Below are 22,137 nucleotides of genomic sequence, written 5' to 3' on the forward strand. Positions count from 1 at the left end.
GCCCGCAGGACCGCGTCAGCGGCTGCGCAGCAGCTCCAGGAACTCGTCGGCCATGGCGAGCTGCCGCTCGAGCCGGGCCCGGCGCTCGGCGGCGTCGGCGATGAAGGCGTCGAGACGGGCGCGGGTGTCGTCCACCGCGCCTCCACCGCTCTCGGCGCTGTCGGCGTCCGCCGCCCCCAGGGCGTCGACGACGCGCAGCAGCTCGGCCATCTCGTCGAGCGAGAAACCCAGCGGCTTCATGCGTCGGATCACCATCAGCCGCGAGAAGTCGGCGTCCGTGTAGAGGCGGAACCCGCCGTCGCTGCGCCCCGAGGGGGTGAGCAGCCCGACCTCGTCGTAGTGCCGGATCGTGCGCAGCGACATCTCGGCACGGTCGGCCAGCTCGCCGATCTGCATCATCGGTGCGTCGGCGTCCGTCATGCTCACTGGCCCATCTCTACCCTCACGTGAGGGTAGGGTCGATCACACGGCAGTGTCGCCGGTCCCCCGATCTTCTCACCACACCACCCGGAGCACACCGTGACCGTCGACTCCCCCCAGCCCCGCGCTGTCGCGCCCGCTCGTCCCGACGACAGCGTGCGCGCGGTGCTCCGCTCCCCGCGCCTCCTCACCCGGGAGGCGCTGGCCGGCATCGTCACCACCCTCGCCCTCGTGCCCGAGGTGATCTCGTTCTCGGTCATCGCCGGCGTCGACCCGATGGTCAGCCTGGTCGCGTCGGTCGTGCTCGCCGTGGTGATGTCGCTGCTCGGCGGCCGACCCGCGATGGTGACCGCCGCAGCGGGCTCGGTCGCCCTCGTGATCGCGCCGCTCGTGCGCACTCACGGCGTCGAGTACGTGCTGCCGACCGTGCTGCTGGCCGGCGTCGTCCAGATCGTCTTCGGCACCGCCGGCCTCGCCCGCCTCATGCGGTTCATCCCGCGCTCGGTGATGATCGGCTTCGTCAACGCGCTCGGCATCCTGATCTTCGTCGCGCAGGTGCCGCACCTGATCGACGTGCCGTGGATCGTCTACCCGCTCTTCGCCCTGACCATCGCGATCGTCGTCCTGCTGCCGCGGTTCACGACCGTCGTCCCGGCGCCGCTCGTGGCGATCGTGGTCGTGACCGTCATCGTCGTGGCCGCGGGTCTGACCGACGTGCACACCGTCGGCGACGAAGGACCGATGGGAGGCGGCCTGCCGGGACTCACCCCGTGGCTGGTGCCCTTCAGCCCGGAGACCCTCGGCATCATCCTGCCCACCGCGCTCAGCGTCGCGTTCGTCGGCCTGATGGAGACGCTCCTCACCGCGAAGCTCGTCGACGACATCACGGAGACGCCCTCGCACAAGGGCAAGGAGTCGTGGGCCCTCGGCGTCGCGAACATCGCCGCGGGCGCCTACGGCGGCATCGCGGGCTGCGCCATGATCGGCCAGACCGTCGTCAACGTGAAGATCGGCCGCGCACGGACGCGGGTCTCGACGCTCGCCGCCGGGCTGTTCCTCCTGCTGCTGGTCACCGGGCTCAGCTCGGTGATGGCGCGGATCCCGATGGTCGCCCTCGCCGCCGTGATGATGGTGGTCGCGATCACGACCGTCGACTGGCACAGCGTCCGGCCGTCGACGCTGAGGCGCATGCCCGTGCCGGAGACACTGGTCATGGTGGTCACGGTGGGGGTCGTCGTCGCGACGAACAACCTCGCGATCGGGGTCGCCGTCGGCGTGCTGCTCGCCATGGTGCTGTTCGCCCGGCGCATCGCGCACGTCATCCGGGTCGAGCGGACCGTCGAGCCCGCGACCGCCGACGGCGACAGCGACAGCGCCGGCCCGGGCGCGGACGGCTCCGCCCGCCCGCGCGCTCGCGTCCGCTACGACGTCGTGGGCCCGCTCTTCTTCGGCAGCAGCAACGACTTGGTCGAGCACTTCGCGTACGCGGACGACGCGGCCGTCGCCGGCGACTCGGCGCACTCCACGACCGTCCTCGTCGACCTGAGCCGCGCCTCCGTGTGGGACGCCTCGAGCGTCGCGGCCCTCGACTCGGTCGAGACGAAGTTCGCCGCGCACGGCCTCCCCGTCGAGTTCGTCGGCTTCGACGAGCGCAGCGGCTCGTTCCACGGACGCCTCACGGGCCAGCTCGGCGGCTGAGCGCGCGGCGGGCGGTGCGCTACACGCCGATGCGCACGAAGTGGTGCGGCGAGTCCCAGATGGGCCGCACGCTGACGGACCCGCCGGGCTTCGGTGCGTCGAGGATCATCCCGTTGCCCGCGTAGATGCCGTCGTGGGCGAGGTTGTCGAAGACGACGAGGTCGCCCGGCACCGCGTCGGCGGCCGGGACCCGCGTGCCCTCCGTGTCCTGCGCGGGCACGTAGTGGGTCAGCGAGATGCCGAACTGCGCGTACACGAACGTGATCAGGCCCGAGCAGTCGAACTTCGTCGGATCTTCGCCGCCGTGCACGTAGGGCGTGCCGATGTACTGCATCGCGACGGCGAGCACCTGGTCGCGGTCGAGGGTGTCGTAGAGAGGGTCGGCCAGGTAGGAGGCGGTGGTCCGGCCGTCCCACTCGCTCGAGCTCGCCGCCTTCGCGTTGCGGAGCAGCTGCGTCTGAGCGTCGACCATCGACGTCGCCGAGTACCCGTCGCGCTCGACGTCGTCCAGGACGACCGCCGCGTCGACGGAGAGGTGCTGCTGCCCGCTCGCGGAGGCGCCGGCGGAGAAGCCCGAGCCGCCGGCCGCGGCCTGCGCCTCCTGGTCGGAGCCGGCGATGAGCGGGAGCGTGCCGCTGGCGGCGAAGCCCACGAGCGCCGCGACGACGGAGACCTTCTTGACGACGGCGACGAGCCGACGCGATACGGGAGCAGGCGACGCCGAGGCAGGCGAGGACGGCGCATCCGCGGACGACGACCGGCCGGCGGGCGCGTCCCGTCGGGCCAGCGCGAGCAGCCCGCGGCGCTCGGCACGGGCCGACAGGGCGGCACGGGCAGCGCGTCGGCCGCTCAGCCCGGGCACCGTCACGACGGCGGCCTCGGCGGCGGCGACGGACGCGTCGACGAGCGCCTCGGGCTGCACGAACGAGGCCCGGCAGCTCTGCGGCAGCACGGCGGCCTCGGCCCGACGGCGACCTCGGGGACGCAGCAGCGGGGCGGCCTCTCCGCCTCGTCCGTGCGCGTCGTGACCTGACGGGCTCGGGGAGGCGGTGGTCGTCACGCGGGCGGTCCTCACGGTAGGTCGGTCAGCAGGGAACGTTCGACTGTATCGCGGTTCGTCCCCCGAGCCGAGTCCGCTCCCAGGTTCATCCGGGTCAGCGGCGGCGGGTGAGCCGTCTCACCCGTCGCGCCGTCGCCTCCTCAGCTCACGACGGAGCGCGCGTCGTTCGCGCCAGGTCGGCGGGGCAGGCGGGACCGCAGCGGCGCGGGCCGCGCGACGGTCCTCGCGGCGCTCGCGCCACCTCCTCAGCTCGTCGTCGACGTCGCGGGTGGGAGTCACGACGGGAGGTCCGCCGGTCAGCTGGCGCCGCGCCTCCACGATGCGGGAGTTGAAGTCGTCGAGGTGCGCGCGCACCGCGGCTTCGGTGCCGAGGCCGTCGAGCACGTCGTCGAGCTGCTGGTGCTCGGTGCGCAGCGAGAGCGCAGGAGGCGCCAGGCCGGTGAGCCCCTCCCTCTCGATCAGGCCACGGATCCACCAGTCGGGGTCGACCGTGCCGCCGGCGAGGCCGGGCAGCGGCTTGCCTGCCAGGGGCAGGTCGTCGAACTCGCCGCGCTGCACGGCCAGGTCGATGGCGGTGCGGGCCCAGGCGCGCATCTCGGCGGCGGTGCGGGTGTCGCGCGGGGCGTCGTCGGGCGGGCGCTCGCCCTCGGCCCGGTAGCGGGCTGCGGCGACTCGCGGGTCGCTGCGGCGCGGGTCGCTGCGCGCCGAGTCGTGCCGGGCCGCCGATCCGCCCTCATCCGCTGACATGCCGTCGAGGGTACGCCGCGCCTGCCGGGTCGTCCCAGCGGTCACGAGGCGGGCTACAGGTCGCGCACGCTCACGACCGCACGCAGCGCCGCGATCGCGTCCGGGTCGCCCGAGCCCAGCCCGTGGCGGGTCACGTTCAGCGCGCCGGCCGCGGTGCCCGTGACGACCGCCTCCTCCAGTCCGCCGCCCGCGGCGAGCACGGCGGCGACACCGGCCGTGAGCGAGTCGCCCGCGCCGCGGGTGTCGACGACCTGCATCGACGGCACGCTCACCTCGAACACGCGCGCGCCGGGCCCGTCGAGCACGAAGGTGGGCAGGTCCGAGCAGGTGACGACGACCGACGACGCCCCGCGCAGCCGCAGGTCGCGCATGGCCTCGACGATCCGCTCGGGGGTGCTCTCGGTGATCAGCTCGTCGGCGAGCAGCTCCTGGTCGCTGACCTTGAGCACGTCGACGCCGCCCTCGAGCACCGCCTCCAGCCGCTCGCCGGCGAGGTCCGCGACGACGACGCGGTCCACTGCCCGCAGGTCGGCGGCGAGACGCCGGTAGACGTCGACGGGCAGGGTGTCGTCGCCGGACGGGCCGCTGAGCACCGTGACGTCCGACTCGAGCCCGGCCCGCAGCGCGAGTCCGTACAGCTCGTCGAGGTCGTGTCGGCTGAGGGCGTCGCCGGGGGTCTCGACGAGCTCGTCCCGCTCGCCGTCGCGGCGGTCGTGCACGTAGGCCGCGCCTCGGCCCTCGCGGCGGACCGACAGCAGCGGCACGCCCTCGTCGTCGCAGAGGTGCCCGACGACCGCGCCCGTCTCGCCGACGAGCGCGGCGACCACGACGACCTCGGCCCCGAGCGTCTGCAGCATCCGCGCCTGCCAGAGCCCCTGCCCGCCCGCGTGCACGTGCACGTCGGCGCCGGAACCGTGGTCCTCGACGGTGACCGTGAGCACGGGAGAGGGGGCGAAGACGGCGACTCGGCCTGCCATGGTGGTCCGTTCTGTGGGGCCCCGCGGGTGCGACGGCTGACAGGCAGAACGAACCACGTGGTGCGGTGCGCGGCTCCCAGCGGTCTCCCGGGCGGCTCTGTGATCACGCGCGGGCCTGCATGAGGAGAGACCGAGCCGAGGAGGCGCGGTGCAGCGCCCGCAGGCCGACCAGTCCCCCGAGCGGGTGACTCCGAACCATCCTCATGACCACCACAGCGAGCGCGATCCGCGAGGGAGTGACGACGGCGTCCCTCGAGCGGGCGTGGGAGATCGGGACCCCGATGACGCCGGTCGGGTTCTACCCGCGCTCCGGCCCCCTGCCTGCCGTCGTCGCCGTCCACGGACAGACCGGCCCCTGGGACGCCCCGGGCCAGACCCGCCGACTCGAGCTCTCCGGCGGCGGCCAGCTGGTCGAGACGCTCGTGACAGTGGCCCGTCCGGCGTTGTTCGTCTACGAGCTGACCGACTTCCGCGGCCCGCTCCGCTCGCTCGTCGAGCGCGGCCGCGCCGAGTGGTGGTACGAGCCCCTCGACCGTCAGGACGAGGAGGGATCGGGCACCCGCGTCTGCTGGCAGTACTCGTTCGACGCGAAGCCCGGCCGCGGCCTGCTGGTGCGTGCCGTGGTCCGGCTGCTCTGGGGGCCGTACATGACGAAGGTGCTCGGGGGCGTGACCGCCGAGATCGACCGGGTCGCCGCCTCCTCGGACCAGGCTCCCACCGCCTGAATCCAGCCAGGCCCCTACCGCCTGAAGCTTGCAGCGACCGCAGCTTCACAGCAGTGTCGGGGCAGCTTGGGGGCACGCTGACAGCGCCGATCGACTTACCGTCGATCAGACCCCCTTCGCCGCGCGTGCGCAGGGCCCGCTGCCTCACAGCCCGACCTCTGCGGAGAGACCTCCCGTGAACATCACCCTGACCACCTGGCTCATCACCATCGGTGTGACGATCGCCTTCTTCGTCTACGAGTTCTTCACGCACGTGCGCAAGCCGCACGAGCCCACGATCGGCGAGTCCGCTCGCTGGTCGGCCTTCTACATCGGCCTCGCGTTGCTCTTCGGCGTCGGCATCGGCTTCACGAGCGGCTGGGGCTTCGGCGGCGAGTACTTCGCCGGCTACCTGACGGAGAAGGCGCTGTCGATCGACAACCTCTTCGTGTTCCTGCTGATCATGACCGGCTTCGCCATCCCGCGGATGTACCAGCAGAAGGTGCTGATGATCGGCATCGTCATCGCCCTGATCATGCGTGCCGGCTTCATCGCCGCCGGCGCCGCGCTGATCGAGAACTTCTCGTGGGTCTTCTACATCTTCGGCGCCCTGCTCTTCGTGCTGGCCTACCAGCAGCTCAAGGGCGACCACGGCGGCAACGCGGCCGACAACATGTTCGTGCGCGTCGCCCGCCGCGTCCTGCCGGTGCACGACGACTTCAACGGCGACAAGTTCACCGTCAAGGTCTCGGGCAAGCGCTTCGTCACGCCGCTGCTGCTCTGCGTCATCGCGATCGGCTTCGTCGACCTCGTCTTCGCGCTCGACTCGATCCCCGCGATCTACGGCCTCACCAACGAGGCGTACATCGTCTTCACGGCCAACGCGTTCGCGCTGATGGGCCTGCGTCAGCTGTACTTCCTGATCGGCGGGCTGCTCGAGCGCCTCGTCTACCTGTCGCAGGGCCTCGCGGTCATCCTGGCCTTCATCGGCGTCAAGCTCGTGTTCCACGCCCTGCACGTCAACGAGGTGCCCTTCATCAACGGCGGCGAGCCGCTGCTCTGGGTGCCCGAGATCCCGATCTGGCTGTCGCTGCTCTTCATCGGAGCGACGATCACCGTCGCGACCGTGGCCAGCCTCGCCAAGACCCGGGGCGATGCCGAGAAGAAGAAGCGCGACAAGATCGAGGGCGAACCGATCACGCACGCACACGACTCCTCCGCCTCGAAGAAGGACGACAGCGCGGCGCACTAGCCCGCACCGCTCGTCTCCTCCTCGCACCGCACCGCACCGCCGCAGAGCGCCGCGTCCCCGTCTCGGGGACACGGCGCTCTGCCGTTCCCGGGGCCCCGCCTCCTACGGCCGCGCCCCACGGAACACCGCGTTGTGGACCGAGCACCCCGAAACAAGGGGGTGTTTCGTCCACAACGGGGTGTTCCCGCCCCTCGGGCGCGGTGCAGACGCGTGCAGCCACAGCCACAGGCACAGGCACAGGCACAGGCACAAGCACAGACGAAGGAGGCGCGGTGCCGGTCAGACCGACACCGCGCCTCCTGCGCGCACCTGCCCCGCGCACCCTGCCTCAGCAGCAGCGCGCGGGGCTCGGGCTCACGACGTGGCTGCCGCCTCCTTGGCGCGCTTCGCCGCGGCGTCCGCCTCGGCCTTCTCGGCAGCGAGGCGCTCGTCACGCTTCGCGCCGGGCACCCAGCCGCCGTCGACGAGCTTGATCTGGTAGATCGAGGCGCCGATGACGAGGGCCGCACCGATGACGAGGCTCAGGATCACGCCCACCATCGGGCTGCCGAGGAAGCTCGCGCCGATCAGCGTGCCGAACCAGCCGAAGTCCGCGTCGCCGAACGTGCTGTTCGCGAAGCCGAGGTTGCCGAGCACGAGCAGCAGGATCGCGGGCAGGAACGTGATGATCAGGCCGTTGACGAACCCGCCGACCATCGCGCCGCGACGTCCGCCGGTCGCGTTGCCGAAGACGCCCGCTCCACCACCGGTGAAGAAGTGGGGCACCATGCCGGGCAGGATCAGCGCGAGGCCGAACACCGGGTTGAGCCACGCGGCGAGCACGCCGAGGGCGACGAGGCCTCCGGCGAACGACGAGAGGAACCCGATCAGCACGGCGTTGGCGCCGTACGGGAACACCAACGGGATGTCGAGCGCGGGCTTGGCGCCCGGCACGACCTTCTCGGCGATGCCCTGGAACGCGGGGACGAGCTCGCCGAGCACGGTGCGCACGCCGTAGAGGATGATCGCGACGCCGACGCCGAACTGCAGCGCCTGGGCGAAGCCGGCCATGATGAACGCGCCCGCGTCCGTGACGCCGAAGATCTCGAAGGCCTCGGCCTGCGGCAGGCTGATCAGGCCCCAGATCGTGAAGACCAGGTAGATCAGCACCATCGACAGGCTCGTGGCGACCATCGAGTCACGCAGGAACTTCAGGCCCTGGGGGAACTTGATCTCCTCGGTCGACTTGCTCTTCTTGCCCACCGCGATGCCGGCCGAGGCCGCCGCGACGTAGCCGAGGGTGCCGAAGTGGCCGATGGCGATCGAGTCGTCACCGGTGATCTTCTTCATGAAGGGCTGCGCGAACGCCGGCATGACGACCATGATCACGCCGAGCAGCACGGCGCCGAGCAGCACGGTGAGCCAGCTGAGGCCGTCGCCGAGGCCGACCGACAGCACGACGGTGAGCAGCACCGACATGAACACCATGTGGTGCCCGGTGAGGAAGATGTACTTCAGCGGCGTGAAGCGCGCGAGCGCGAGCATCACGAGGAAGCCCAGCACGAGCACGTAGGCGCTCTGCGCGCCGTACTGCTCCTGCGCGACGGCCGCGATGACCTCGTTGGTGGGGATGACGCCCTGGGCGCCGGTGACCGCGAGGATCAGCGTGCCCAGCGGGTCGAGCGCCCCGGTGACGACGGTGGCGCCCGCCCCCAGGATCAGGAAGCCGATGGCCGCCTTGAGCGCGCCTCCCACGACCTGTCCGGCGTTGCGACGCAGGGCGATCAGTCCGATCGCCGTGATGATGCCGATCAGGTAGGCAGGCACGTTGAGGATCTGCTTGCCGATGAAGTCGAGTACGACGACCAGCCACTCCATTGGGACTCCTTAGTTGTTGGTGTTCGGGACCGACTGACCGGGGGTCAGGCGATCGAGTCCTGGATCTTCTGCTGGATCTCGGCGACGTTCGTGAAGTTGTCGATGACGACGACCTTCGCCGGGACCTGGCCGAGCTCCTCGACGAGGTCCTCGCTCGTGAGCACGAGCTCGGCGGTGCGGGCGGCGCCGCGGGCGGTGCCGATGTCGGCGGCCTCCACGTCGGCGTCGATGTCGAGCGCGCGGAGCGCCTTCTCGGCGTTCATCTTGAGCAGCACCGAGGTGCCGATGCCCATGCCGCAGACGGTGATGATCTTCATGGTGCTGTCCCTTCCGGGGGGTCGAGTGCTGGTGTTCGTGCGTTCGGGTGTCCGTGGTGCGGAACCGGCGCCGAGGAGGCGCGGGTCGCATCGGCCTCGGGAGGCCGGTCGGCTAGACGGCCGCGGCCTGCGCGAGCTCGTGCAGGGTGGCGAGCACCTCGTCGGGCGTCTGCGCGGCACGGAGGCGGGCGAGGCCCTCGTCGTCGGCGAGCACGCCGGCGAGCGCCGACATGACCTCGATGTGGCCGTCGTGGTCGAGGGCGGCGAGGCCGATGACGAGGTCGACCGGGTCGTTCGTCTTGTGGCCGAAGGCGACGGGCTCGGCGAGGCCGACCCAGGAGAGGCCGGTGCGCGCGACGGCGGGCGACGGGCGGCTGTGGGCGAGCGCCAGGCCGGGGGCGATCACGATGTAGGGGCCGAGCTCGTCGACCGCCGCGATCATCTCGTGCGTGTAGGCGTCGGTGGTGGCGCCCGAGGCGACGAGGCCGGCGCCGGCGAGGCGGATCGCCTCGCGCCAGTCGGCGGCGTGCGCCGCGGTGGTCACGGCCTCGACGGAGAGTTCTTCGGCCAGGTCGACGGTCATGGGCGGGCTCCTTCGCTCGGCGCCGCGGGGGCGCGTGCCTGCTCACGCGAGCAGGGTCGCCCGACAGGTGTCGACGGGCGCGCCCCGACTCTAGCTCGGATCGAGCCTTTTGACCACTCGTGTTCCAAAGTCGACGCCGTCTCGACAGCGCGACGCCGAGGCCGGGGCCCCGGCAGGGCCGGATCCGCCGGGAGCGCGGGAGGCGGGGGCGGGACGAGGAGGCGCGGGCTACGCGCCCGGGGCGCGTCGGCTCGTCGCGGCGCTCACGCGGGCCACGTCGAAGAGCTCGTCCTGCGCCATAAGGGAGGCGCCGCGCACCCCGGCCTTGTCGCCCAGCCGGGCCCGCTCGACCACGAGGCCGCGGCGCGAGAAGTCGTGCGTGCCCGTGAGCAGCGCCGACCGGATGCCCGCGACGAGACGCTCGCCCGTCTCGGCGAGGTTGCCCCCGACGATCACGGCCTGAGGGTTGAGCAGCCCCACGACGTCGGCGAGCGCCTCGCCGATGCGGGTGCCCACGGCGTGCAGCTGCTCGAGCACGAGCGGGTCGTGGGCCCGCGCGGCGGCGACGATGTCGGCGCTGGTGGCCACGTCGTGCCCGGCGTCGCGGAGGGCGCTGCGGATGGTCGCGCCGCTCGCCTCGAGCTCGAGGCGGTGGAGCGGCTCGTGGGAGGCGCGCGGCGCGCTCAGCTGGCCCGCGCCTCCTCGGGCCCCTCGGTACACGTGCCCGTCGAGCACGAAGGCGCAGCCGACGCCCATGCCGACCTTGACGACGGTGAGGTGCGAGTACTCGGGCCAGCTGAGGCGGGACTCGCCCACGGCGAGGATGTTGACGTCGCGGTCGACGGCGAAGACGGCGTCGAAGCCGGCGAAGTAGTCGTCGACCCGCACCTCCTCCCAGCGGGGGTCGAGCTGCGGGCTGCCGAGCCGGCCGGTGACCGCGTCGACCGGCCCGGGCACGCCGACGCCGATCGCGCGCACCTCGGCGCGGCTGCGACCGAGGTCGGCGAGCAGGAAGTCGAAGACCTGGATCGCCCAGCTGAAGATCTCGTCGGGGCCGTCGTGCAGGCCGATGTCGGCCTCGTCCTCGCTGAGCACGGTCGAGACGAGGTCGGTCACGCCGACGCGGGTGTGCGAGCCGCCGATGTCGATCGCGAGGATGACGCCGGCGTCCGCGGCGACGGCGAACTCCTCGGGCGGACGGCCGCCGCTGCTGCTGAGCTGGCCGGCGCTGACGATGAAGCCCGCCTCGAGCAGGTCGTCGAGCCGGCGGGCGAGGGTGACCCGCGACCAGCCGAGCTGCTCTATCAGGTCACTGCGAGTCGTCGCCTCGCCGCGGCGGATCAGGTCGAGCACGATGCCGGAGCCGGTGGAGGGCGTCCTGGGGGTCATCACCACGCTGCGCTCCTCTGCGATCGGTGGGCGTCGACTCGTCGGGCCGAGCTCGGTTGACTTCAGTCTAGGTGTAGACGAAAGTGGGGCCATGGCCGACGACGTCCCCTCGACTCCCCCGACAGACACTAGCCGTGAGGCCGCGACCGACGGCGCCGCTGCCTCCGCCGCACCCGCCGCCTCGCGCGGCGACGCGGCCGCCGAGGCCGACGCCCTCGAGGCCCGTGCCGTCGCCGCCGCGATCATGATCCCCGCCCAGGTGGTCCAGGCGAAGGGCCACGGCCACGCCGGCACCGCGATGGCGCTGGCTCCCCTCGCGCACACGCTGTTCCAGCACGTGCTCCGCCACGACCCCGCCGACCCCGAGTGGACCGGGCGCGACCGCCTCGTGCTCTCGGCCGGCCACGCCAGCCTGCTGCTCTACGTGCAGCTCGCGCTGACCGGCTACGGCCTGGGCCTCGACGAGCTCGCCCTCAGCCGCACCCTCGGGTCGCGCACCCCCGGCCACCCCGAGCTGCACCACACGCCCGGCGTCGAGATGAGCACCGGGCCCCTGGGCCAGGGGGTCGCCTCCGCCGTGGGCCTCGCACTCGCCGCACGCCGCGACGAGGCGCTGCACGGTGCGGGCACGGGACTCTTCCGCAGCACGACCTGGGTGATCGCGGGCGACGGCTGCCTGCAGGAGGGGGTCTCGGGCGAGGCGTCGAGCCTCGCCGGCACCCTCGGCCTCGACGAGCTCGTGCTGATCTGGGACGACAACAGGATCACGATCGACGGCAGCACCGACATCACCTTCGGCGAGGACGTCCGGGCCCGCTACCGCGCCTACGGCTGGCGGGTGCTCGAGGTCGACGACGCCGCCGACCTCGACGCGCTGCGCTCGACCCTCGAGCAGGCGCGCGAGCGCGAGGGCGGCGCCGGCCGCCCGACGCTCGTCGCCGTCCGCTCCGTGATCGGCGCCCCCTCCGCCCTGCGCGGCGGCACCTCCGCGGCGCACGCGGGCGGGTTCGGCGACGACGAGGTGGCGGCGGTGGCGACCTCCCTCGGGTTCGCGGCGGGCGCCTCCTTGGCTGACTTGCTGCCGGACGACGTGCGCGACTGGGCGCTGGGCGCCCGCGACCGCGGAGCCCGGCTGCACGCCGAGTGGGACGAGCGCGAGGCCGCCTGGCGCCGCGAGCACCCGGCGGCGGCCGACCGGCGCGACGCGGTCGCCGCGGGCGCGGACGAGGAGGCGGTGGCCGCGGCCCTCGCGACCGTCGCGGTCGACGACGGCGCCGCCACGCGCACCACCTCGGGCGCCGTGCTCAGCGCGGTGCACGAGGCCGCCCGGCTCTGGGGCGGCTCGGCCGACCTCTCGTCGTCGACGAACGTCGCGATCCCGGGCGAGGCCGTCGGCGCCGACCGGCCCGGCGGGGACTTCGTGCACTTCGGGATCCGCGAGCACGCGATGACGGCGATCCTGTCGGGAGTCGCGCTGCACGGGCTGTGGCGGCCCTACGGCTCGACCTACCTCGCGTTCAGCGACTACGCGCGGCCGAGCATCCGCCTCGCGGCGCTGATGCAGCTGCCGGCGCTGTACGTGTACACGCACGACTCGGTCGCCGTCGGCGAGGACGGGCCGACGCACCAGCCGGTCGAGCAGGTCGCGTCGCTGCGGACCGTGCCGGGGCTGGACGTCGTGCGTCCCGCAGACGCGCGGGAGGTCGTGGCGGCGTGGGGGCGCCTCCTCGGCTCGGGATCGAGTTCGGGGTCGAGCTCGGGCGGCCGGCCCGCCGGCTCGGAGCGGACGGTCGCGCCGACCGCGCTCGTCCTCTCGCGCCAGGCCCTTCCCGACCTCGAGGGAGGCGACGCCACGGAGCAGGGAACGCCCCGAGGCGGTTACGTCCTCTGGCAGCAGGGAGGCGGTGGCGACCTGGCCCTGATCGCCACCGGCAGCGAGGTGCAGGTCGCGCTCCGCACCGCGCGGCTGCTCGCCGACGAGGGCGTCGACGTGCGCGTCGTGTCGCTGCCGTGCCTCGAGTGGTTCGAGCAGGAGTCCCGGGCCTACCGGGACGAGGTGCTGCCGCCGTCGCTGCGGGCCCGGGTCACGGTGGAGGCCGGCTCGCGGCAGCCGTGGGGCCGCTACGCGGGGCTCGACGGCATCAGCGTCGGCATCGACGAGTTCGGCGAGTCGGGCTCGGGCCCGGAGCTGCTGCGCCTCCGCGGTGTCGACGACGCCGCGGTGCTCGCCGCCGCCCGCGAGGTCCTCGCCCGCTAGCCGCGCGTCCTCGCCCCTCCCCCGCACATGCCGACCGTGACGCCCGGACACGCCCGGGATGCACCTCAGCACGCGGCGTGTCGGCGCAGCATGGTCGGCATCTGCGGACGTGGACGGGTTGCCGACACCCGTCGCCCCGGATAAGGTAAGGCACACCTAACACGGCGATCACCCGTGAGAGCCCCCGCGCCGGACAGCACCGGCGAGAGGGGCTGTCCGTCGACGCGGCACGCACCCGGCGTGCCCTCCCGGCACCGGGCGATCCGTCGTGCCCCCGGCACGTCCGCCACGCCTCCCGCAGCCGTGGCACTCGCCGCGGCAGGTCCGCACCGCCTCGACCGCACCTCCTCCCCTCGCCCCACCTCCGGAAGGCCCCCATGTCCCGCACCTCGCGCCTCCTCGCCCTGAGCGCCGCCTCCGTCCTCGCCCTCGGCCTGACCGCCTGCTCGACCGGAGCCGGCTCCGGCACCGACGGCGGCAGCACCGACGGCGCGGCCGGCGACTTCACGCCAGTCACGATCGAGCACGCGCTCGGCACGACGACGATCGACGAGAAGCCCGAGCGGGTCGCCACGGTGAACTGGGCCAACCAGGAGGTGCCCCTCGCGCTGGGCGTCGTCCCGGTCGGCATGGCGCGTGCGGACTTCGGCGACGACGACGGAGACGGCATCCTGCCGTGGGTCAGCGAGAAGCTCGACGAGCTCGGCGGCGAGGCCCCCGTGCTGTTCGACGAGACCGACGGCGTCGACTTCGAGGCCGTGGCCGACACCGAGCCCGACGTGATCCTGGCCGCGTACTCCGGCCTGACGCAGGAGGACTACGACACGCTCAGCGAGATCGCGCCCGTCGTCGCCTACCCCGAGACCGCGTGGGGCACCTCCTGGCGCGACATGATCGCGTTCAACAGCCAGGGCATGGGCATGGCCGCCGAGGGCGAGCAGCTCGTCGCCGACCTCGAGGGCGAGATCGCCGAGGTCGCCGACGCGCACCCCGAGCTGACCGACTCCACCGCGATGTTCCTCACGCACGTCGACACGACCGACCTCAGCGAGGTCAGCTTCTACACGACGCACGACACCCGCGTGCAGTTCTTCGACGACCTCGGGCTGGAGCAGCCCGCGAGCATCCGGGAGGCGTCCGACTCGACCGACCTGTTCTCGCTCACCCAGAGCGCCGAGACGGCCGACACGTTCGACGACGTCGACGTGATCGTCACGTACGGCGACGACGAGCTCGTCCAGACCCTCGAGGGCGACCCCGTCCTGTCGCAGATGCCGGCCGTCGCGAACGAGGCGATCGTCGCGCTGCCGAGCACCGGCCCGCTGGGCACGGCCGCGAACCCGACGCCCTTGTCGATCTCGTGGATCCTCGCCGAGTACGCCGACCTCCTCGCCGAGGCGTCGCAGAAGTAGCCCCCGGCCGAGCCGTCGAGAGCAGTCAGCAGCAGCGTGACCGTCACCACCACCTCCGGGGCCGCCTCGGACGTCGCCGCCGTGCGTCGTCCGAGGCGTCTCCGTGCCGTCTGGCTGCTCGCGCTGCTGGGCGTGCTCGTCGTGGTGATGGTGCTGTCGCTGACGATCGGCTCGAGGTCGGTGTCGATCGACGACGTGCTCGCCGCGCTGGGAGGCGCGACCGACGGCTTCGACCGCGCCTCCGCCGCGAAGCGGATCCCCCGCACCCTGCTCGCCGTCGCGGCGGGGGCGGCCCTCGCCGTCGCCGGGGCCGTGATGCAGGGGGTGACGCGCAACCCGCTGGCCGACCCGGGGATCCTCGGGGTCACGACCGGCGCCTCCCTCGCGGTCGTCACCGGCCTCGCGTTCTTCGGCCTGAGCGCCGCGACGAGCATCGTCTGGGTCGCGATCGTCGGCGCCGCCGCGACGGCCCTGTTCGTGTACACGGTCGGATCCCTGGGACGAGGAGGCGCCACCCCCCTCAAGCTGGCCCTGGCCGGGGCCGCGACCTCGGCCGCGCTCGCCTCGTTCATCACCGCCGTCGCGCTGCCCCGCGGCGACATCTCGGCGAACATCCGCTCGTGGCAGATCGGCGGCGTGGGCGGCGGCACGTTCTCGAGCCTCGGCCAGGTGCTGCCGTTCCTCGCCGTCGGGCTCGTCGTCTGCCTGCTCTCGGCCAAGGCGCTGAACTCTCTGGCACTCGGCGACGAGCTCGCGGCCGGCCTCGGCGAGCGCGTCGCGGTCGTCCGCGGGCTGTCGGCCCTCGGCGCCGTCGTGCTCTGCGGGGCGGCGACCGCCGTCACGGGCCCGATCGGCTTCGTCGGCCTCGTCGTGCCGCACGCCTGCCGACTGCTGACCGGCGTCGACCACCGCTGGCTGCTGCCGTTCTCGGCGGTCGGGGGCGCGGTGCTGCTCACCGCCGCCGACGTCGTGGGGCGGGTCGTCGCCCGGCCCGCCGAGATCGACGTGGGGATCGTCACGGCGCTGATCGGCGCCCCCTTCTTCATCTGGATCGTCCGCCGCGCGAAGCTGAGGGCGCTGTGAGCGGCGCCGACCTGCGCTCCGCGAGGGGCGCCTCCTCGACGGCTGCCGGTGCCGAGCGCATCGCGAGCGTCGCCTCCGACGTCGCCCGCGGCCGCGCCCGCCGGGGCCGCCGCCGTCGGGCCGTGATCGGCCTGCTGGCCGCCGCCGTGCTGGTCGTCTTCGTGCTCACCCTCATGGTCGGGCGCACCTTCTACGGGCCGGGCGAGGTGCTCGGCGTGGTCCTCGGGCAGGACGTGCCCGGCGCCTCCTTCACCGTCGGCCGCCTGCGACTGCCGCGTGCCGTGCTCGCGATCGCCGCCGGCCTCTGCTTCGGCCTGGGCGGCGTGACGTTCCAGACGATGCTGCGCAACCCGCTCGCGAGCCCGGACATCATCGGCATCAGCTCGGGCGCCAGCGCCGCCGCCGCGTTCGCCATCGTGACCCTGTCGCTCGACGACGCGCAGGTCTCTGCCTTCGCCATCGCCGCGGGGCTCGCCGTCGCGGTGCTCGTCTGGCTGCTGTCGAAGAAGGGCGGCGTCGCGGGCACGCGGCTCGTGCTCGTCGGGATCGGCGTCGCGGCGATGCTCGACAGCCTGACGGCGTACGTGCTGTCGGGCGCGGCGCAGTGGGACCTGCAGGAGGCGCTGCGCTGGTTGACGGGGAGCCTCAACGGCACGAGCTGGCCGCAGGTCGTCCCGGTGCTGGTCGCGCTCGTCGTGCTGACGCCCGTGCTGCTCTCGCGGTCGCGCGACCTCTCGGTCACGCAGCTCGGCGACGACACGGCCTCGGCCCTCGGGGTGCGGGTCGACCGCACGCGGCTGGTGGTCATCCTCGCGGCCGTGGGCCTCATCTCGTTCGCGACCGCGGCCTGCGGGCCGATCGCGTTCGTGGCCTTCCTGTCCGGCCCGATCGCAGCACGCATCATCGGTCCGCACGGCTCGCTGCTCGTGCCCTCGGCGCTCGTCGGGGCGCTGCTCGTGCTCGTCGCCGACGTCGTGGGGCAGTTCGCGCTCGGCACCCGGTTCCCCGTCGGGGTCGTCACCGGGGTGCTCGGCGCCCCGTACCTGATCTACCTCATCGTCCGCACCAACCGTGCCGGAGGCTCGTTGTGACCACCGACCACTCGCTCGTCGCCCGACGACTCACCCTCGGCTACGGCGACCGCGTCGTCGTCGACGACCTCGACCTCGCCGTGCCGCCCGGCCGCATCACCGCGATCGTGGGGGCGAACGCGTGCGGCAAGTCGACGCTGCTGCGCTCGATGTCGCGCCTTCTCCGGCCGCGTGCCGGGCAGGTCGTACTCGACGGCGCCGAAGTGCACCGGACGCCCGCGCGGCAGCTGGCCCGCACCCTCGGCCTGCTCCCCCAGTCGCCCGTCGCGCCCGAGGGCATCACGGTCGCCGACCTCGTCGGCCGGGGGCGGCACCCGCACCAGGGCCTGCTCTCGCGCTGGAGCTCCGCCGACGACCTCGCCGTCGCGGAGGCGCTCGAGGCGACCGAGACCACCGGCCTCGCCGACCGCTCGGTCGACGAGCTGTCGGGCGGGCAGCGACAGCGGGTGTGGATCGCCATGGCGCTGGCGCAGCAGACCGACGTCCTGCTGCTCGACGAGCCGACGACCTTCCTCGACGTGAGCCACCAGGTGGAGGTGCTCGACCTGCTCACCGACCTCAACCGCAGCCGCGGCACCACGGTCGTGATGGTGCTGCACGACCTCAACCTGGCCGCGCGCTACGCCGACCACCTCGTCGCCCTGGCCGACGGGCGGGTGCACGCCGCGGGCACGCCGCACGAGGTGCTCACCGAGGACTGCGTCCGCGCCGTCTTCGGCCTCGACAGCCGGGTCGTCGACGACCCGACGACGGGCGCGCCGATGATGCTGCCGCTCGGCCGGCACCACGTCGTGGGCGAGGGGCCCGTGCGCCGCGAGTCCTCGTCCGAGTCGACGCCGTAGGAGGCGCGGGCGCGTCCCGCGGATGCCGACGGTCGGGCGAGAACGTGGGCTGCAACACCGGGAGATCCAGTTCTCGCGAACGGCGTTGTCGGCATCTGCGGACCACACCGTGTTGCATCGACGTGTCTCGCCTGCTGGCGGCGGCGCGAACGACGGAGGGCCGCCCGACGAACTCTCGTCGGACGGCCCTCCGGGGCGGTGCAGGTGGTGCAGGTGGTGCGGTGCTGACTAGCCGGTGAACGCGGCGTTCGCGCGCACGGGCACGGCGACCGGAGCCGTCGGGCCGGCCGGCACGGGGGTGACGACAGCGCCGTCAGCCAGGACCGTGACGGTGCCCTGCAGGGTGACGCCCGATTCGAGGCCACCGATGGTGATGAAGTACGTGCCCGCTGCGGGCACGGCGTCGGCAGGGATGACGACGGTGCCCTGGACACGGCCCTGGGCGTCGGCCGTCAGGGTCACGTCGAGCGGGCTCGCGCTGGCGGCGTTCTCGACCGCGAAGTAGACCTCGAGGGCCTCGTTCGGGAAGAAGCCGCCGCCGTCGACCGTGATGCCGGTCGTGCGGGCCTGGGTGACAGTGAGCGTGGCGGGCTGGTAGGTACCGGTCGGCGCGGGGATGAACCAGGTGCTCTCGTCGCCGAACGCGACGGCCTGCACCGACGAGGTCAGGGGCGACGGCGTGATGAAGCCGTAGGCGAGGACGGTCGCGTCGGCCGCCTGGTCGCCGTCGGCGTCGATGGCGTCGATCGAGGCCTGGAACTCGGCAAGCGTGGCCTGCGCGCCGGCGACGTAGGTGCCGAAGGCCTGCGAGGTGATCCAGGCGCTGTCGGCGGTGAAGCCGGCGTCGCCCGTGGCGACAGGACGCAGCGTCGTGAACTGGGTGCCGGTGCCCGTGTCGTTGACGAACATCGGCACCTGGAAGGTCGCGTCCCCGAGCGAGACGAAGTCGGCGTCGAGCACGAGGTCGGTCAGCGTGCTGGCCGGGGCGTCGTACGCGTTGAGCACCTGGACGTTGCCGCCGGCCGAGTTGAGGCCGGCGCCGTCGAAGGTGACCGTGCCGGCGGGAGCCGCGACGTCGCCGAGGAACCAGCCGGTCGTGGGGTAGGTGTCGCCCTCGACGCCGAGCTGGTCGTTCGTGGTGACGCGGTCGGCCGTGTCGGGGTCGAACGCGGCGTTCGCCGTGCCGGAGACGGCGACGACGGAACCGAGGACCGCGGCGGACGCCACGGCCACGGAGAAGATGCGGGACTGCTTCACTGGTGATCCTTTTTCTCAGAGTGAGCCGCGCCGGGTGAGGGGCGGCAGAACGGTGATCCCCCCATCACGGCGTCTGCGCAGGGGTGCGCCGTCGCATCGAGAAAGGTTCTGAGTAAGTGTCACTGATTTGCGGCTGCTTGGGAAGCCCTGTGACGAACCAGTGCGCATCCGCGGGGCGCCCGGCTACCGGCTGATCGTCTTCCCGACGGCGACCCCGACGAGCACGGCCGCCACGACCGTGACGACGGGTCGACGCCGCGCGTTCCGGCGCACGAACGCCGCGACCCCCGTGCCCTCGTCGTCCGTGTCCAGCGATCCGACGGTGCGGTCGACGACGTCCGAGGTCGCCCGGCCGGCCTTGTCGGCGAACCGCTCGCCTCGGTCCTGGGCGCGGTCCAGCACCTCGGAGGCCGCCTCCTTCGCCTTCTGCACCAGCCGGTCGGTGCTGCTCAGCCCGCCGGTTCCGCCGCGGCCGTCGCTGTCGCGTCCGGCGGAGGTGCTGCCGTCCCGGTCGCCCGGGGCCGCGTACCGGCGCTCGGCCTCGTCGAGGGCGCGGCTGGCGGCGCGCTTGGCCTTGTCGCTGAAGGACTCGCTCATGGGGTGTCTCCTCGTCTGTCCGCCGTGCGGGCGTCGTGTCCTGGGGGGTCGTGGGGTTCGGGGTGGGTCGCGATGGTGGGGATCCGCCGACTGGTCAGTCGCGGGCCGTGGCGGACTCGTCGCCGCGCGACGTGAGCCCGGCGATGGTGTCCGCCGGGACGGGTGGCACGCCGCGTCCGAGGGCGGAGACGCCGACCTTGAGGACGACCGCCGAGACGATCGCGAACACGGCGAAGGCGATGAGGGTCGCGGCCCAGAGCGGCAGCGCGACGGCGAGGGCCGTCACGGCGACGGCCGCGAGCAGCCCGACGGTGACGAGGGCGAGCACGGCGCCGACCCCCACGAGGACCAGTCCCGTCCGCGCGCTCCTGGCACGGTCGGCGACCTCCGCCTTCGCCTTGCCGATCTCGCCGCGCACGGCCTTGACGATCGGCTCGATCGCGCGGCTGCCCAGCTGGTCGGCCCGGCTGCTCAGCTGGTCGCGCAGGCGCGCTCCGGTACGGCCGTCGTCGGTGCGCGTCTCGGCTGCGCCGGTGTCGGTGGTGTCCTTCTCGGCCACGGGGCTCCTCCTGGTCTCGGCCCTGCTCCCCCGCATCTCCCCGGGGGAGGCGCGGTGCAGGACTCTCCATCAAGTCGTGTCCCGCTCCCCTGCCGTCACGCACCTCCGGCTGGCTCCCAGCTTCACGCGGCCCGGGACTCGCACCCCGGCCAGCCGCGTCCGGCCACGGGTGCGTCGCTCGTCTCTCTCTGTGTGTGCCCGGGCTCTCTGCGCTCCAGGCGCCGCGCCTCCTCGGGGTCCAGGCTGGGACGAGCGACCGGGAGCCGGTCGGCGACGAGAGGAACGCGACATGGCCGAGACGACAGAGGTGCTGCACGTAGTGCTGGCGGAGTGGAACGACGGGGTCGACGCGACCGCCCGGGCGACGACGATGTCGGACGAGCACCTGACCACCATCGACGGCGTGCTGTCCGTGTCGAGCGGCCCCACCGTCAGCGGAGAGGGCCTCGAGGGAGGCTTCGACTGGATGCTCGTGGTCCGCTTCCGCGACCGTGCCGCCCTCGACGCGTACCTCCCGCACCCCGAGCACCTGCCGGTCGCGGGCTTCCTGCGCGACTCGGCCGCCCGGGTCGTCGTCTTCGACATCGCGGCGTAGGGCGCGGTGTTCGAGCGCAGGCGACAGGCGCGCGCAGAGGCCGACGCCGCGGCCGCGGCAGCCCTCGAGGCGACCCTCGACGTGGTCGTTCCGTGGTCGAGAGCAGGGCTGACGGCCGAGGCGGCCACCCTTCGCGAGGGCCCCCGACAGCAACGAGCCCTGCCGGCGGTCGCCCTCTCCGACGGGGTCGCCCGCGTGCTCGTGAGGCACGACGAGCTCACGGACCTCGTTGCCGACCGACAGGGCATCGTCGAGTCGGTCGGCGCCGAGTGGCCCGTCTACCTCGCGTGGCCCCGGGCGGCCGCGCGGTCGTCGATCGTGGGCGACGTCACCGCCCACCTCCCCGACCGCTCGCTCGCCTTCGTGGTGAGCCCCGTCGAGGCCGCGCCCCAGGTCGTGCTCGCGGGCGACGACCTCGACTCGTTCACCGCATGGGTGCAGTCGTTCCCGCTCCCTCGGTGACGACTCGACCGTGACGACACCGCGGCGGTGCGGTCGGTCGCCGCGCAGCCGTCCCTAGAATCGGCGCATGCCCTACGACGAGTGGTACGACGACGACACCCGCGAGGCGGCGACGGCGCGGGTCCTCGAGCGCAGGGCCACGAAGCCGGGCGACCGCAACGTGCTCACGGTGGTCGCCGACGAGTTCGGCATCCCGCAGCAGACGCTGCGCGCCTGGGTCGAGGAGGCGGCACCCGAGCCCGAGAAGCCAGCCCGCAAGCCCCGCCCCAAGTTCTCGCAGGTCGTGACGACGCGGATCGAGCCGGCGCCGGTGCCGGCGCCCGAGGTCATGCCGGACGCGGACGTCGAGCCTGACGAAGAACACCAGTCGGAGCCGGAGCCGGAGCCGGAGGCGGAGGCGGAGGCGGAGGCGGAGGCGGAGGCGGAGGCGGACGCGGAGGCGGACGCGGAGGCGGACGCGGAGGCGGACCGCGAAGCCGGACCGGACGTCGAGACCCAGCCCGCACCTCCTGCCCCGACCCCCGTCGCTGCCCGCGCTCCGGTGCCGCGCACTGACGAGATCGCGGCCCTCGAGGCGGAGGTCGCCGCGCTCCGTGCCGGCAACCGCGTGCTCACCGAGGCCATGCGCGTCCTGCTCGACCCCTGACCTGACGCCCGACCGTCGCTCTCCTCACTCAGGAAGATGGGTCCTGGGTCGCGCAACTCAGGACCCATTCGTCCTGATCCGTGCACGACTCAGGACCCGTGCACGCTCGATTCCTGAACGCTGATGCCGAGACAGCGGGCCGAGGAGGCGCGGGCCCCGTCCCCTGGACGTGCCCACCACCTCCTCGGTAACGGTCAGGTAACGCACCAATCTCATCCAGCGAGGGTGGCGAACCCCTGTCAACTCCCCACCGGGAACCACAGACAAGGAGAACCATCGTGAACATCTCACGCAAGACCATCACCAAGTCCGCCTTCGGCATCGTCGCCTCC

General features: G+C 73.1%; 22 protein-coding genes. 11 read left to right on the forward strand and 11 right to left on the reverse strand.

Annotated features, from left to right (window positions below; translation table 11 throughout):
- Positions 1-15 precede the first annotated feature (15 nt).
- Positions 16-420, reverse strand: a complete 405-nt coding sequence (locus EDF20_RS12585) for a MerR family transcriptional regulator (protein ID WP_123548575.1) — start codon at positions 418-420, stop codon at positions 16-18.
- Positions 421-576: 156 nt separating this feature from the next.
- Between EDF20_RS12585 and EDF20_RS12590 the strand changes: the two genes are divergently transcribed.
- Positions 577-2,118, forward strand: coding sequence for a SulP family inorganic anion transporter (locus EDF20_RS12590; protein WP_233569190.1), 1,542 nt, complete (start codon positions 577-579; stop codon positions 2,116-2,118).
- A 19-nt stretch (positions 2,119-2,137) separates the two neighbouring features.
- On the opposite strand, the gene EDF20_RS12595 is transcribed toward EDF20_RS12590, so the two are convergent.
- The 3 genes from EDF20_RS12595 to EDF20_RS12605 all read right to left on the reverse strand — a co-directional run bounded on the left by EDF20_RS12595 (position 2,138) and on the right by EDF20_RS12605 (position 4,902).
- On the reverse strand, positions 2,138-3,178 hold the full coding sequence (locus EDF20_RS12595) for a C40 family peptidase (RefSeq protein ID WP_133738892.1): 1,041 nt from the start codon (positions 3,176-3,178) through the stop codon (positions 2,138-2,140).
- 117 nt (positions 3,179-3,295) lie between these two features.
- A complete protein-coding gene (locus EDF20_RS12600) occupies positions 3,296-3,925 on the reverse strand; it encodes a DUF1992 domain-containing protein (protein WP_133738893.1) in 630 nt (209 codons plus the stop codon).
- A gap of 53 nt (positions 3,926-3,978) precedes the next feature.
- Positions 3,979-4,902 (reverse strand): PfkB family carbohydrate kinase, encoded by a 924-nt coding sequence (locus EDF20_RS12605; RefSeq protein ID WP_133738894.1) that lies wholly within the window; start codon positions 4,900-4,902, stop codon positions 3,979-3,981.
- Positions 4,903-5,105: 203 nt separating this feature from the next.
- Here EDF20_RS12605 and EDF20_RS12610 point away from each other — a divergent pair, with 203 nt between their 5' ends.
- Both EDF20_RS12610 and EDF20_RS12615 read left to right on the forward strand, forming a co-directional pair.
- Complete coding sequence (locus EDF20_RS12610; protein ID WP_133738895.1) at positions 5,106-5,627, forward strand: SRPBCC family protein; 522 nt, start codon at positions 5,106-5,108, stop codon at positions 5,625-5,627.
- A gap of 175 nt (positions 5,628-5,802) precedes the next feature.
- A complete protein-coding gene (locus EDF20_RS12615) occupies positions 5,803-6,858 on the forward strand; it encodes a TerC family protein (protein WP_123548379.1) in 1,056 nt (351 codons plus the stop codon).
- Positions 6,859-7,212: 354 nt separating this feature from the next.
- Here EDF20_RS12615 and EDF20_RS12620 read toward each other — a convergent pair whose 3' ends face one another.
- The 4 genes from EDF20_RS12620 to EDF20_RS12635 form a co-directional block, all read right to left on the reverse strand.
- A complete protein-coding gene (locus tag EDF20_RS12620; protein WP_133738896.1) occupies positions 7,213-8,715 on the reverse strand; it encodes a PTS ascorbate transporter subunit IIC in 1,503 nt (500 codons plus the stop codon).
- 44 nt (positions 8,716-8,759) lie between these two features.
- The gene (locus tag EDF20_RS12625) at positions 8,760-9,032 is read right to left on the reverse strand and encodes a PTS sugar transporter subunit IIB (protein WP_123548377.1); all 273 of its coding nucleotides are present in this window, start codon (positions 9,030-9,032) and stop codon (positions 8,760-8,762) included.
- A 112-nt stretch (positions 9,033-9,144) separates the two neighbouring features.
- Positions 9,145-9,615: a PTS sugar transporter subunit IIA gene (locus tag EDF20_RS12630; RefSeq protein ID WP_133738897.1), complete on the reverse strand. Its 471-nt coding sequence runs from the start codon at positions 9,613-9,615 to the stop codon at positions 9,145-9,147.
- A 228-nt stretch (positions 9,616-9,843) separates the two neighbouring features.
- Entirely contained in the window at positions 9,844-11,004 is a 1,161-nt protein-coding gene (locus tag EDF20_RS12635) for an ROK family transcriptional regulator (protein WP_123548574.1), read from the reverse strand.
- A gap of 91 nt (positions 11,005-11,095) precedes the next feature.
- Here EDF20_RS12635 and EDF20_RS12640 point away from each other — a divergent pair, with 91 nt between their 5' ends.
- The 5 genes from EDF20_RS12640 (at position 11,096) to EDF20_RS12660 (ending at position 17,689) form a co-directional block, all read left to right on the forward strand.
- Positions 11,096-13,261 carry a transketolase gene (locus EDF20_RS12640; protein WP_166644822.1) on the forward strand — a complete coding sequence of 722 codons (2,166 nt, stop codon included), beginning with the start codon at positions 11,096-11,098 and terminating at the stop codon, positions 13,259-13,261.
- Between the two features lie 377 nt (positions 13,262-13,638).
- A complete protein-coding gene (locus EDF20_RS12645; RefSeq protein WP_123548374.1) occupies positions 13,639-14,673 on the forward strand; it encodes an iron-siderophore ABC transporter substrate-binding protein in 1,035 nt (344 codons plus the stop codon).
- Positions 14,674-14,709: 36 nt separating this feature from the next.
- Complete coding sequence (locus EDF20_RS12650; protein WP_243833480.1) at positions 14,710-15,756, forward strand: iron ABC transporter permease; 1,047 nt, start codon at positions 14,710-14,712, stop codon at positions 15,754-15,756.
- Positions 15,757-15,815: 59 nt separating this feature from the next.
- Positions 15,816-16,847, forward strand: coding sequence for an iron ABC transporter permease (locus tag EDF20_RS12655; RefSeq protein ID WP_133738917.1), 1,032 nt, complete (start codon positions 15,816-15,818; stop codon positions 16,845-16,847).
- Positions 16,844-17,689, forward strand: coding sequence for an ABC transporter ATP-binding protein (locus EDF20_RS12660; protein ID WP_123548373.1), 846 nt, complete (start codon positions 16,844-16,846; stop codon positions 17,687-17,689). The genes EDF20_RS12655 and EDF20_RS12660 overlap by 4 nt, the downstream gene beginning before the upstream one ends.
- 228 nt (positions 17,690-17,917) lie before the next feature.
- Here EDF20_RS12660 and EDF20_RS12665 read toward each other — a convergent pair whose 3' ends face one another.
- The 3 genes from EDF20_RS12665 to EDF20_RS12675 form a co-directional block, all read right to left on the reverse strand.
- On the reverse strand, positions 17,918-18,946 hold the full coding sequence (locus EDF20_RS12665; protein ID WP_123548372.1) for a hypothetical protein: 1,029 nt from the start codon (positions 18,944-18,946) through the stop codon (positions 17,918-17,920).
- 183 nt (positions 18,947-19,129) lie between these two features.
- Positions 19,130-19,543 (reverse strand): hypothetical protein, encoded by a 414-nt coding sequence (locus EDF20_RS12670; protein WP_123548371.1) that lies wholly within the window; start codon positions 19,541-19,543, stop codon positions 19,130-19,132.
- 94 nt (positions 19,544-19,637) lie between these two features.
- Positions 19,638-20,102 (reverse strand): phage holin family protein, encoded by a 465-nt coding sequence (locus tag EDF20_RS12675; protein ID WP_166644823.1) that lies wholly within the window; start codon positions 20,100-20,102, stop codon positions 19,638-19,640.
- Positions 20,103-20,391: 289 nt separating this feature from the next.
- Here EDF20_RS12675 and EDF20_RS12680 point away from each other — a divergent pair, with 289 nt between their 5' ends.
- The 3 genes from EDF20_RS12680 (at position 20,392) to EDF20_RS15750 (ending at position 21,805) form a co-directional block, all read left to right on the forward strand.
- A complete protein-coding gene (locus tag EDF20_RS12680; protein WP_123548369.1) occupies positions 20,392-20,697 on the forward strand; it encodes a Dabb family protein in 306 nt (101 codons plus the stop codon).
- A gap of 6 nt (positions 20,698-20,703) precedes the next feature.
- Positions 20,704-21,159, forward strand: a complete 456-nt coding sequence (locus EDF20_RS12685) for a hypothetical protein (RefSeq protein WP_133738900.1) — start codon at positions 20,704-20,706, stop codon at positions 21,157-21,159.
- 67 nt (positions 21,160-21,226) lie between these two features.
- Positions 21,227-21,805 (forward strand): hypothetical protein, encoded by a 579-nt coding sequence (locus EDF20_RS15750; RefSeq protein ID WP_166644811.1) that lies wholly within the window; start codon positions 21,227-21,229, stop codon positions 21,803-21,805.
- Positions 21,806-22,137 lie beyond the last annotated feature (332 nt).

This window comes from Frigoribacterium sp. PhB116 (genome assembly GCF_004364285.1).
GTDB lineage: Bacteria > Actinomycetota > Actinomycetes > Actinomycetales > Microbacteriaceae > Frigoribacterium.

Bases quoted from the DNA above. Each gene is read 5' to 3' on its own strand.
- EDF20_RS12605 (WP_133738894.1), bottom strand. From the start codon at position 4,902: ATGGCAGGCCGAGTCGCCGTCTTCGCCCCCTCTCCCGTGCTCACGGTC.
- EDF20_RS12625 (WP_123548377.1), bottom strand. From the start codon at position 9,032: ATGAAGATCATCACCGTCTGCGGCATGGGCATCGGCACCTCGGTGCTG.
- EDF20_RS12620 (WP_133738896.1), bottom strand. From the start codon at position 8,715: ATGGAGTGGCTGGTCGTCGTACTCGACTTCATCGGCAAGCAGATCCTC.
- EDF20_RS15750 (WP_166644811.1), top strand. From the start codon at position 21,227: ATGCCCTACGACGAGTGGTACGACGACGACACCCGCGAGGCGGCGACG.
- EDF20_RS12670 (WP_123548371.1), bottom strand. From the start codon at position 19,543: ATGAGCGAGTCCTTCAGCGACAAGGCCAAGCGCGCCGCCAGCCGCGCC.
- EDF20_RS12635 (WP_123548574.1), bottom strand. From the start codon at position 11,004: ATGACCCCCAGGACGCCCTCCACCGGCTCCGGCATCGTGCTCGACCTG.
- EDF20_RS12645 (WP_123548374.1), top strand. From the start codon at position 13,639: ATGTCCCGCACCTCGCGCCTCCTCGCCCTGAGCGCCGCCTCCGTCCTC.
- EDF20_RS12630 (WP_133738897.1), bottom strand. From the start codon at position 9,615: ATGACCGTCGACCTGGCCGAAGAACTCTCCGTCGAGGCCGTGACCACC.
- EDF20_RS12585 (WP_123548575.1), bottom strand. From the start codon at position 420: ATGACGGACGCCGACGCACCGATGATGCAGATCGGCGAGCTGGCCGAC.
- EDF20_RS12680 (WP_123548369.1), top strand. From the start codon at position 20,392: ATGGCCGAGACGACAGAGGTGCTGCACGTAGTGCTGGCGGAGTGGAAC.
- EDF20_RS12640 (WP_166644822.1), top strand. From the start codon at position 11,096: ATGGCCGACGACGTCCCCTCGACTCCCCCGACAGACACTAGCCGTGAG.
- EDF20_RS12610 (WP_133738895.1), top strand. From the start codon at position 5,106: ATGACCACCACAGCGAGCGCGATCCGCGAGGGAGTGACGACGGCGTCC.
- EDF20_RS12600 (WP_133738893.1), bottom strand. From the start codon at position 3,925: ATGTCAGCGGATGAGGGCGGATCGGCGGCCCGGCACGACTCGGCGCGC.